10 protein-coding genes and 1 pseudogene are annotated in these 10,858 nt (G+C 71.2%); all 11 read left to right on the top strand.

The window, feature by feature from the left end:
• Positions 1-269: hypothetical protein (locus IPL34_RS20690; RefSeq protein ID WP_296843428.1), on the top strand; the 269-nt coding region annotated here is incomplete at its 5' end.
• A 154-nt stretch (positions 270-423) separates the two neighbouring features.
• Positions 424-999: pseudogene (locus IPL34_RS20685) on the top strand (DnaB-like helicase C-terminal domain-containing protein); the annotation flags it as partial.
• A gap of 208 nt (positions 1,000-1,207) precedes the next feature.
• The gene (locus IPL34_RS20815; RefSeq protein ID WP_366931119.1) at positions 1,208-1,831 is read left to right on the top strand and encodes an HNH endonuclease; all 624 of its coding nucleotides are present in this window, start codon (positions 1,208-1,210) and stop codon (positions 1,829-1,831) included.
• Positions 1,832-2,011: 180 nt separating this feature from the next.
• Entirely contained in the window at positions 2,012-2,383 is a 372-nt protein-coding gene (locus IPL34_RS20810; RefSeq protein ID WP_366931120.1) for a helix-turn-helix transcriptional regulator, read from the top strand.
• A gap of 46 nt (positions 2,384-2,429) precedes the next feature.
• Complete coding sequence (locus IPL34_RS20675; protein WP_296843426.1) at positions 2,430-2,705, top strand: helix-turn-helix transcriptional regulator; 276 nt, start codon at positions 2,430-2,432, stop codon at positions 2,703-2,705.
• 135 nt (positions 2,706-2,840) lie between these two features.
• Positions 2,841-3,749, top strand: coding sequence for a phage major capsid protein (locus IPL34_RS20670; protein ID WP_296843425.1), 909 nt, complete (start codon positions 2,841-2,843; stop codon positions 3,747-3,749).
• A 90-nt stretch (positions 3,750-3,839) separates the two neighbouring features.
• Positions 3,840-4,394, top strand: coding sequence for a hypothetical protein (locus IPL34_RS20665; RefSeq protein ID WP_296843424.1), 555 nt, complete (start codon positions 3,840-3,842; stop codon positions 4,392-4,394).
• On the top strand, positions 4,391-4,660 hold the full coding sequence (locus IPL34_RS20660) for a hypothetical protein (protein ID WP_296843423.1): 270 nt from the start codon (positions 4,391-4,393) through the stop codon (positions 4,658-4,660). The genes IPL34_RS20665 and IPL34_RS20660 overlap by 4 nt, the downstream gene beginning before the upstream one ends.
• A 135-nt stretch (positions 4,661-4,795) precedes the next feature.
• Positions 4,796-4,948 carry a hypothetical protein gene (locus tag IPL34_RS20655; protein WP_296843422.1) on the top strand — a complete coding sequence of 51 codons (153 nt, stop codon included), beginning with the start codon at positions 4,796-4,798 and terminating at the stop codon, positions 4,946-4,948.
• A 12-nt stretch (positions 4,949-4,960) separates the two neighbouring features.
• Positions 4,961-5,338, top strand: a complete 378-nt coding sequence (locus tag IPL34_RS20650; RefSeq protein ID WP_296843421.1) for a hypothetical protein — start codon at positions 4,961-4,963, stop codon at positions 5,336-5,338.
• A 232-nt stretch (positions 5,339-5,570) separates the two neighbouring features.
• Positions 5,571-5,765: a hypothetical protein gene (locus IPL34_RS20645; RefSeq protein WP_296843420.1), complete on the top strand. Its 195-nt coding sequence runs from the start codon at positions 5,571-5,573 to the stop codon at positions 5,763-5,765.
• The last annotated feature ends 5,093 nt before the right edge of the window (positions 5,766-10,858 follow it).

The following is a 10,858-nucleotide window of genomic DNA, read 5'->3' as shown; positions in this document are numbered from 1 at the left end:
GGACGCCAGAGCACCGGGAGGTGGTGGGGAGGGAGGCCAGGCGCATCGCCGCCGAGGTGCTGAGGTGCGACGGGGCGACCAAGGGCGAGGAGCTCGTCGCCCGCTTTGCGCAGCAGCTCTCGGCACTGGAGACCGCACGGGGACGCCCAGCTCAGCGGATCGCTGAGGTCATGGTCGAGCGGCTGGAGCGCAAGGAGGATCTCCAGCGCCACCCGGAGAAGCTGGCGGCGAGCATCCTGCCCACGGGCTTCCGCAGCCTGATGGCCTGACCGGCGGCTTCCGCGTGGGGCACCTGGTGACCGTCGCGGCCAGGCCCGGTGGGCAAGACCGCCATGGTCTCGGCCATCGCCGACAACCTGGCGGAGCGCGGCATCCCGGTGGGCATCTTCGTCCTCGAGGACTACGCCGACGCCTTTCGCCGACCGCGCCATGGCTCGCCGCGCCCGCATGGGGTCGCACCTGATGCGGGACGAGGCGCGGTGGGACAAGGGCCAGTGGGATCGGGTCGGGGCAGCGGTCTATGAGCGGATGGAGTGGCTGGTGTACCTGGACGACAGCCACGGTCGGACCGTCGAGGAGATCACCGGGGCGATGCGCCGCATGGCGAGGGAGCACGGCGTTCGGTGTTTCATCCTCGATAACCTGGCGGAGGTGGTGGTCGACGGCCCCGACCGCGGGGATGAGCGGCCCGACAGGGCGCTTGGCTGAATCTCAAAGACCTACCGCGACGCCGCCAACGCCGTGGGCGCTGCCGCCATCCTGCTGGTGCACCTCAACCGCGACCTCGAGAAGAACGGGGGCCGACCCCCTCGCCTTTCCGACATCAAGAACAGCGGCGAGCTCGAGGACGCATCCCACCAGGTGTGGCTGCTGTCGCGCGGGGACCGGGGCGAAACTCTGACGGTGGACGTGGCGAAGAACCGAAACGGTCCCACTGGGCAAGTCGAGTTGCTCTGGACCCCGACCACCATGACCGTCTCGGATCGGGCGCTGGGATGAGCTGCTGTCCACTCTGCGGCCAGCAGGTGCAGGATCCCCGCGGCGAGGCGCCGGCCGCCGCCGAGGTCGTTGACGAGACCAACGACCTCCGCCGCCTGTCCGAGGTCCTGGAGCGCGCGCGGGCCAGGGCCGTACAAGTTCAGCCCCAACCTCCTCGTCACTGGAGCGATCGCGAAGACGAGGACACGCGTGTGGGGGGTTCCGACTGATGGTCTCGAAGGCCGCGAGGCAGTGGGCCAAGATGCTCTCCGACCACCGTCCGCCACCCCTGAGGCTGCAGGTACTGCTGGCGGCGCGGGCCTGGCTCGAGGCCGAGGAAGACCGCGACTTCAACCAGGGGGAGCTGGCCCTCGTGGTGGCGATCGAGGGTGGCTGTTGGGCCGCGGCTGGCTACCCCCCGACCCTCCGCCACCCAGCCCACCCGCCGGCGAGCAGCTGCTGCTGCCCCTCCATCCACCCCGCCTCGAGGATCCCGACCATGGCCCAAGGTGCCCCCCACCGCTGTCTGCAGCCAGGCTGCCGCGTGCTACTCCAACGCGGCGTTCGACGGTGCGAGGCCCACGCCGCCTCGAGTGCGCGGTCTGACTGGCAGCGCCGCAAGGCCCTGGGCGCGAGCCTGTACTCCGAGGCCGAGTGGCGCCGGCGCCGCGCCGCCTTCCTGGCCGCCCACCCTCACTGCCGGGCGTGCGGCGTCGACGCGACGGTCGTCGACCACATCGTGCCCCACCGCGGAGACAGGGCGCTGTTCTACGCGGAGTCAAACTGCCAAGGGATGTGCGCCACGTGCCACTCGAAGAAGACGGCGCTCTACGACAGCGGTTTTGGGCGCTGACGAGAAGGGTATGGATTCAATCCATACCCCTGGCGGGTCCGCGTCACCCCTGGGGCCACCGGGATCTCTACAGGGGGGGGTCCAGCATCGTTTGGCACCCATTTATTCACGCGCGGGAAATTCGGACCCTCAACCCCCGCCGCAGCAGAATCGCGTGTGTTCACGGTCCGTTAACCACGGATCGGCACAGGCAGGCGCCAGAACGCGGCGCCGCCGCCTGTCCACGGCCGGGCGCATCGTCGGCGAAACCGTCACCCAGGAGCCCCGCCATGCCCGCCCCCGCCCGCCGCCGCGAACCACCTCCTCCACCAGCGCAGAATCGCCCTCGGCCTCAGCCAGGTCGAGCTGGCCCGCGCCGCCGGGATCGGCCTGACGGCCTGCCGCTTCGCCGAGCGGACGGGCTTCCTGAGCCCCGCCACCGCGGTGAAGCTGGCCGCCGTGCTGCAGGTCGCGCCCGCGGAGCTGCTGGCCGTGCCGGCGCGCCGGGCCTACCCGCGCGGCGGCCTCCTCCCGAAGGTCTTCGCCTCTGCGCCGGCGCGCCGCCGCCGCTGAGGGCGCACGGGCTCACCCTGTCCAAGGGCGCCGAGAAGATGAGCCCATGACGCCCCGAACGCCGCCCGGTCCCTCCTTGATCGCCACGCGCCGGCGCGCGCTCGGCCTCAGCCAGCGCGCCCTCGCCGCGGCGGTCGGGGTCGGGCTCGCCACGCTCAAGCGCGCCGAGGCCTCGCCGCCCCTCGGCCGGCCGTATCCCGCGACCATCGCCCGTCTCGCGGCCGAGCTCGGCCTCTCGCCAGAGGCCATCGAGGGCGACCGCCTCCTTCGCACCACCACCACCCCCAAGGGCCGCAAGCCGGCCAGCAAGGCCACCAAGTGAAGAACCCGTTCGCCACCCTGCATGGCTTCATCGCCGCCGTCGTCCGCCAGGGCGAGCTCGGCACCAATGACCCACGTCTGGCCGCACTGAACGCGGCCGCGGCCACCACCTTCGGAACCGAGAGCACCGGCGCCGATGGCGGCTACCTGGTCCCCTCTCGAGTACACCGGCGCGTTCTTCATGCGCGCCCTCTCCGAGGACTCGCTGCTGTTGCGGTGCACCCAGGTACCGGTCGGCTCCAACGGCCTGACGCTCGGCCTGGACGCGGCAGCCCCGTGGGACACGAACGGGATCGCGGTGCATTGGGCGGCCGAGGGCGGGCTGCTGGCGCAGTCGAAGCCCAGCGTGCGCGGGGAGCTGGTCTCGGTCGGCAAGATCACTGCGCTCGTGCCCGTCACCGGCGAGCTCCTCGAGGACGCCGCCGGGCTCGAGCTCTGCATCCGGACGGCGGTGGCGGCGAAGATCGACTTCGCCATCAGCCGCGCGATCCTGGCGGGCGACGGGTGGGGCAAGCCGCTGGGGCTCCTCAACGCTCCCGGCCTGATCACCCAGGCCGCCGAGGGCGGGCAGACCGCGGGCACCATCAATCTCGCGAATGTGGCCAAGCTGCTCTCCCGGCACACCGCCTCGAGCCGCCGCCGCGCCGTCTGGCTCGCCCACCCGGACCTCGAGGCCCAGCTCACCAACCTGGTGGTCCCGGGCGTGGGCGTCGGGCTGGGCGGCCCGGGCTACTCCGCCTTCAACGGGCCGACCGACTCAGGCCTGCCCGCGCTGTTGGGCATCCCGGTCATCTTCACTGAGGCCGCCAACGCCCCGGGCTCGGCGGGCGACATTTTCCCTGGCCGATCTGGCCGACTACGTCGCGGCCATCCGGACTCCCGGCCTGGACGTCCAGCTGTCGCTGCACATCTGGTTCGACCGCGACCTGGCCGCGCTCCGGATCGTGATGCGCATGGGCGGCCAGTTGATGACCCCGCCCCCATCCTCAGCCGCGTCGGCGGCAACACCCGCTCGACCGCCGTCACCCTCGCCGCCCGCCCGTAAGGAGATCACCATGTTCGACACCGAGATCGAGAAGCGCCGCAAAGGCAGTCGCCGCTGCGGCCAAGCAGCTGGACAAGGCCCGCGAGGGCCGTGACCGCGGCCGTCGATGCCGACCGCAAGCTGCGGGGGGACTTCCGGGCGCGGCAGGACATCGGCTCCGTCCCGTGGACCTCCGCCCGGTTCGCCTGCAGCGACAGCAGGGAGGCCGTGAAGTCGGCCGAGTTCCAGGCCGAGCTGGCGGCCGAGGCCCGCGCCGCGGCGGAGAAGGCCCTCGCCGAGACCCAGCTGGACCAGAACCGGGCCGAGCTCGTGGAGCTCGACCGGCAGCTGCTGGCGCTGCAGGCCAGCGCCGAGAAGCTGACCGCCGACTTCCAGGCCGGCCTGGCCAAGCTGGGCGCCGCGGCTTGGGAGCTCCAGCACCGCGGAGTGGAGCTCGACCGGGCGGTGCTGGTGGCCACCGGAGGCAAGGCCCACCAGGTGGACGGCCACGCCCGGTGGTCCCCGGTCGTCCAGGCCGGCGCCGCCGGCCCGGGCTCCGAGCTTCAGGTCGCCGTGCAGATCGCGGTCCTGGCCAGCCGGCCGAAGACCGCGGCCGACTTCATCGGCACGTGCACGACCGGCCCGGCGCCGAAGGTGACGGCGTGATCTGCATCGGCATGGGGTCGGCCCACGCCCTGGCCTTTGCCGGGGCCTTTGCCAAGCGGGCCGCGGCGGAGCTGGGGCTGAATCCGAAGGCGCTGAAGACGATGATGCAGGCCCGGGCCCGGAAGACGAAGCACCGGCAGACGCAGGCCCGGACCGGCTCGCGCCGGCGGGCCGCGGCCGCCCGGACGCAGGACACCACCACGGCGCTCGGGCTGCGGATGCGCGCCCTCCGCCTTCGCCAGCTGGCCGCCGGGAGGGCGCCATGAACGGATCAGGGGAAGGCCGTCGACGTCGGCGGCCGCGAGTTCATCGTCCCGAAGGCCAAACTGAGCGATGGCATCGCGGTTCAGGAGATCATGCGCCGGGCCGGCGCCGGCACGGGAGGACGAGGCCTGACTGGCATGGCGCGCATCGTCCATACGCTGGTGGTCCGGAACTACCCGGCCGTCACGGTGGAGGAGCTCATGGACCTGATCTTGATGGAGTCCATGACCGAGACCGTCGCCTCGGTCCTCGAAGCGGCCGGCCTCCGGACCGGCCCCACCAGCCCGTAGCAGGGAGACGCCATGTCTTCGGCGGTGGAGCTGAAGGGTTGGAAGGATCTCGAGGTCCGTTGCGACAACCTGCCCGGGAAGATCCGGGAGGCGCTGAAGGACGCCATCACCTCGACGGTCTCCGACTTCGCGGTGGACCTGGCGACGGGCCCCCTGTCCGGCGGCTCGTTGGACGTGCGGACCGGCAAGACGCGGCGGGCGGTCAAGGCGGTGGTCTCGGACAAGCAGGCGTCGATCACCGGCGCGGTCTGGATCCGGTCCAACGCCGCGTTCGTCACCCTGATCGGCCAGCAGCACGAAACCAAGCAGCACCTCCGCCGGGCTCCCAGCGCCGACCTCAAGAAGAAGCACTTCGGCAGGATCAGCGGTACGGCAAGGAGGGCGGCCTGAAGAAGGCCATCGCCCTCGGGCGGCTGGTGCCAGTCCAGCAGCACGCCCGCCCGAACGCCGAGGCGAGTGACCCGTTCATGGAGCGGGACCTGGAACCTGAAGAAGACGGCGTTCGGCAACCGAGTCCGCAACTCGCTGAGCGAAGTCATCAACAACGCCATGAACGCCGGCGCCGTCTCTGACGGCGGGGATCTGATGAGCGACTCATCGACGGTTACGACGCAGATCAAGGGTGATCGCGGACGCAAGCGGCGCCCGGACCGAGTTGCTGAACCTGAAGAAGCAGGTCACCGACACCTCCCAGGTCTTCGGCTCTGCGCTCGCTCCTGCGGTCCAGGGCGGCGAAGAGAAGCTCATGGCGAAGCTGAAGGAGCGCACCGGCAAGGCCCGCGAGACGATGATATTCTTCACCCAGAGCCTGGGGTGAGCTCGGGCCGGCAGGCAAGTCCGCTCAGGTGGCGCTGACCGGCCTCGGCTCCATCTTCCTCGGCGGCGGGGTGGTGGGTGCCGGCCTGGCCCTGGCGCAACTGGGGTCCAGGCGCTGGCCGATCACCTCGGCAAGCAGAAGGCGGCCGCGGCGGAGGCGAAGAAGGTCAACGACCAGGGTCTTCGAGAGCTGAAGCAGGATGCCGTCGCCGCTGCCAAGGCGGTGCAGGACTTCAACGCGAAGGCCCGCGGCGTGGGCGCCAAGGACGCTGGGCTCGCCGCCAACTCCGCGGCGATGAACCCGGCCATCGCTGCGCGCGAGCCGAGATGGAGGCGAAGCGGGCGGCGCTCGACCTCCTCCAGGGCCAGCAGGACGCGAACGAAGTCACCTACGGGCAGCAGGACCGCATCGACGCTGCGGCGGCGGCGCTCGGGTGGCGGAGCGAGCGCACGCCGAGCTGCTGGCGCTGCAGCAGGCCTTCGAGGACCGGCGCAATCGGATCGCCATGGCGGCCTCCATCCGGGCTCGAGAACGCCCGCCGGCTCGCTGATGACCAGGCGGAGCGGGACCGGGAGGCCAAGGCCAAAGGAGCGGACCCTGAAGGAGAAGGCCGAGATTGAATCGCCGTTACCAGGGCTTCTATGCCCACCTCGATCGGGTGGCGCGGGCGAAGAGAAGAAGAAGGAGGCGGGAGGAGGACCAAAGGCCCTCGAGAAGCGCGCCACCGTGGGTCAGGCGGCGTTCGATGTTCGGGCGAGGCGCCATGAAAAGGCTGCGGAGAAGCTCCAGCGCAGACGCTCGGCAAGCGCAGATGGCATGGGTGGAGGTCGGGCGGAACATCTCAGGCGCCCTCGCCGGCGTCGGCTCGGCCATCGGCGCCGCGGCCTCGGCATGGTTTGGCTACATCGGCCGGAATGATCCAGCAGGCCGTGCGGCTGGCGATCGCCCTGTCGGCCACAGCCGGCCCCTGGGGCTGGCTCAACGCGGCCGCGGCGGGCGTGGCCATGGTGGCCGCCATCGCCTCTGTTCCGGAGTACCGGGCCTGGGTGGGCCGGTGACGGCGGGCGCCCCCTACATCGTCGGCGAGCGGGGGCCAGAGCTCTTCGTCCCGGGCGCCTCCGGCGGCATCGTGCCGAACAACGAGCTGGGCGGGATGGGCGGGCGGACGAACGTGACCATCAACATCAGCGCCACCGACGCCAAGAGCGTGCGCCGGCTCCTCCTCGACAACCCGGGCCCCCTGAAGGAGGCCATTGGTGAGGCCTTTCGTCGCCGCCCAGGCAGGGGAGATGAGCCAGACCTGCAAAGAGGGCGGCCGCGTCACCATCGGCGACCTGCAAGTTCATCGTCCCCCAAGGCCACGCTGGCCGTCGCGAAGGCGGTCTCAGCCGCGCAGTCGAAGCTGGCCAGGGGCGGGAACGTCCGATGGCTTCCAGGGCGCGGCGGAGGTCCTCCACCACCTGCTGGTGAAGGCCAGTCCGGACCTCACGGCCGAGAGCTGCTCGACCTGGTGGACGTCGATGGGCTGAAGGAGACGGTGGCCCAGTCCAGGAGCCGCCGGATTCAAGAGTTGCGACCCGGGGGGAATAGGCGTTGCCAGGCCCGAGCCAGCAGCCAGGCTGGGACCGGCTCTACGGGCGGATCATCGCGACGGCGTTGGCGATGGGAGTGGGTGGACGAGAATACCAAGCCGCTTGGAGCAGGTGGATTTCCTGGCCACGTACTGGGAGGCGTCCCCTCAGGAGATCTCGCTGAGGTGGCGGCGCGATGGTCGGCTACAGGCCGCCACCTCCGCGGGGACGCGCGCGCCGGCCAGGCCAGGCCTCCGCCTCACCGACGCAAGAGCGCCGATGGTCCAGCGGTGGGACCGCGCCGTGGGGGTCAGCATGAACCTGAAGACGGGCCGGGCCTACCATCCTGCGGGACGCCAGCCTCCCGCATCTCCGTGCGCCTCCCTGACGACGCCTGGACCTGGCTCCGGAGACGCCCGCCTGGCTGGCTGACGCTCGAGGAGCGGCTCGCGCGGGTGGTCGACGCCTGGGACGGCAGCGGGCCACCCCGACATGGACGTGCCTGACGCCAGCCTGCCTCACGGCCGGCTCATCCTCTCTGGGCTCGTCACTCTGGCGGGCGCGCTCTGGGCGGCCACCAGATGTAACCCACTTGGCGGCGCGGGGTAGTCCTCCGCGCCTCAGGCCATGGCCCTGGGCCGGTGACGGGGGCCACCTGACGCCCCCGAGGTCGTCGACGAAATCAACGACCTCGGCGCCTCGCGGCCAGGGCAGTTTCTTGCTACGACGCCGCGCTCCTGCTAAACCTGACGGAGGGCGATGGTCCGCTCAGCCACGCCGCTCCATCCTGCAGAGGTGGCCTGAGGACGACATGAAACGAGAAGAAGAAGGCCTCCTGAAGGTTGGTGACAGCTTATCGACCCCGGCAACAGCATGGATGGAGCGCCGAGGCTCTGCGGAGCGACGGGCATGGCCAACGGCTGCGGCGGCAGCGGTGCCTCCGCGGCTCCTGGCAGTGCGCTTTCGGTCAGAAGCCGCCCGAGGCCACCGAGGGCGCCGCGAGGGGCCACCCCGCCGTTGCAGCCAGGGACGCAGGTGCCCCGCGTAGCGGTCACCAGGGCGGCCAACCTCCGCCAGCAGTCTGGCCGGGCTGTACGCGCTCGGCGGTCCTACGCGGCGGAGGTGAAGCGGATCGCCACGTCGCCTCCACGCCAGGATCGCCGCTGGCGACTTCCTGGACGCTGGCCCGAGGACGCTGGCGAGGGCCCTGGCCGCCTGCCGCGCTTCGAAGGGGTTCGAGAGGGAGTCGGCAAGCTTCACCTTCTGGCTCGCCGGACCGCGGCGGCGCCTCTGGCGGGTGGTCGTGGCCAGCAGCTGTCTCCTGGCGGGCCAATGGCAGTGACCCCGACTTGCGAGAGGGGGGGCGCGGGGAGCCGACCATTCCACCCGGACTCTGCCGAGCCTCGGCCCACGACGTCTGCGGGGGAGGCCAGCAGGCGCTGGGCGGAGGCGGAAGATGAATCATCCCAGACCTGAAGCCCCATATGCGGGGCGGCGGCTGAGCCCCACCTGCAGCCTGTGTGTGTCAGCGGGGAGGGATGCCAGCTGTCAGTTGGGGTGCCGGCTGAACGGGCAGACCTCCAGGGAGGGGCGTGGATGGGCCACGCCATGGTGCTGGTGCAGCCCGGCAGGACCAGCTCATCACCCTGCGGTTTCCGGCCGCCCAGCGGCCTGGGCGCCAGCCGCCAGCCCGTCTCCCCGCACGGCGGGAGCCGCCGATTGAGGGGCTGACCAGGGCCCCCGCTCCCCTGGCCGCCAGCGGCCGCGGGCGGTTCTCGGTCGCCGCTCAGCTGGACCTTGTCCTGTTGGCCGGCGGTCGGCAACGGCCTGGCTGGTCCGGGATCCTGAGTCCGCCCCTGCTCTCCCGGCTGAGCTCCAGCAGCTGAGCGCTCGCCCGCTGGCCGAATTCTCGGCAGGCAGCCAGCGGGGCAGGGAAGCCATGACGTCTGACCGCCCTGTTAGCCGCACCCGTACCACAGCCCGCGATCCAGCGGGAGCCAACGGGGAGCCAAAGGAGGCCGCGCAACTGCGGGCTTCCGGCGAACCGGTTTGGATACCCTTCGTGATTCGTAAATCAGTGGGCAATACCAACTGGTTCAAAACTGTTTGTCGGCTCTCCTGGAAAGTACTAGTAAAAGCGGGCGCCAGCTCTCAGCAAACCTAAGCCGCCCGCTTCTTCTCTGCCTGCGATTTTTGGACTCGCCATTGACGCCCGGCCCACAGCGTGGCGGGAGGTCGGCAGCGGTGGCGGTGAAGGTGAGGGGCGCCCGAGGCGGAGGCGCTGGCGCGCGGGCGGTGGGTGCGGTGGGACGGCGGGCGGTACTGGCTCACCCCGACGGCCGGCGGACCCATCACATCCCCAGGCGCAGAGCGAACGCGCGACCTGCGGCAGGTGTGAAGACCGCAGCCACCGGCGAGCGGGCCGCCTTTCAGCGGCTGAAGCGGTGGGAGGCCGACCCCGGCGCCTACAGCCCGGCGGGTGACGAAAGAAGGAGGTCATCCACTCCCCGACGCCTACTGGCTAAGCTCTTCCTCGCCTGGTCCTAGCGGCCGCGGCACGGATATGGCGGCGCAGAACACGCCGAGGTGGGTCACCAGCAGCGCCTCTATCACCGACACCTGGGCAGCGGCGCCCTCAAGGGCAGGATCCGCGGCTTGAAAGCCTGGCCTGGGACATCCTTGCCGGCGCTGGAGGATCGCACCCGGAAGCCGCAGCGGATCGTTGTCAATACACCTTTACGCGTGGCCCCGGCGCGTGCCCGACGAGCTCAGCCCGAGCGGAGATTCCCACCCTCGCCACCCTGACGGTTCCCCAGTGATGAGCCGGCGGCGGCAGATGAGGAGCAAGGCGCGGCTCGGCAGGAGGATCTCGCCGTCCAGCGCCACCTGGCCTACCGCCGGAAGGTGACGTCCTCACCTCCATGATGGCTACCGGCGCCCGGCGTCACGCGGAGTGCGTCGGAGCGGTTCGCCGCGGGTGGAGGTGGTCGAGGAGTTTCGGGCGATGGCCGGCGGCGCGCCGGCGGGGCGGCCGTGCTCTTCACTTCGGAAGCGACCGCGTCGGCGGCTCGCACCGGTGAAGGCCCCTGGCGCCGGTGCCGAGGCGGCGGGCGGCTCCTCGAGGCGGCCCCTTCGATCAGTCGAGGTTCCGCAAGGCGCCGAATGAGGCCAGCAGTGCGGGCCGGGTCCCTCAGCTGACGCCCGGACGATGCAGCTACTCCGGCAACCGCCAAAATCAACGCCGGGAGGATGATGGAGGCGGTCGCCGACGTTCTCCACCACGCCGTGACAAGAGTGACCGCGGCGCGGCGACGCTCGCCACGCCGGCGGCAAGATCCAGGGACGCCCACGGCTCCTTCGGACCACGTCCGCACCCCGCCTGGTCCCAGCGGCAGGTCGCCAACATGGCCTTCCTGGAGGCGCTTAGCCCCATTGTTTTCCACCTCTCGGGACTGGCCATCGGGAGGCGGTGATGCGCCCACCGGCAGCACCAGCCCATCGGGCCAGCGCCGAGGCGGCGCT

It is taken from the genome of Thiofilum sp., assembly GCF_016711335.1.
Taxonomy (GTDB): Bacteria; Pseudomonadota; Gammaproteobacteria; order Thiotrichales; family Thiotrichaceae; genus Thiofilum.
Note: the sequence above shows the minus strand (reverse complement) of the source record. Positions and strands in the feature narration are given on the sequence as shown.

What these genes read in the sequence shown, in the direction of transcription:
- IPL34_RS20815 (WP_366931119.1), top strand. Translation starts at nt 1,208, where the DNA reads ATGGTCTCGAAGGCCGCGAGGCAGTGGGCCAAGATGCTCTCCGACCAC.
- IPL34_RS20675 (WP_296843426.1), top strand. Translation starts at nt 2,430, where the DNA reads ATGACGCCCCGAACGCCGCCCGGTCCCTCCTTGATCGCCACGCGCCGG.
- IPL34_RS20670 (WP_296843425.1), top strand. Translation starts at nt 2,841, where the DNA reads ATGGCGGCTACCTGGTCCCCTCTCGAGTACACCGGCGCGTTCTTCATG.
- IPL34_RS20655 (WP_296843422.1), top strand. Translation starts at nt 4,796, where the DNA reads ATGGCGCGCATCGTCCATACGCTGGTGGTCCGGAACTACCCGGCCGTC.
- IPL34_RS20650 (WP_296843421.1), top strand. Translation starts at nt 4,961, where the DNA reads ATGTCTTCGGCGGTGGAGCTGAAGGGTTGGAAGGATCTCGAGGTCCGT.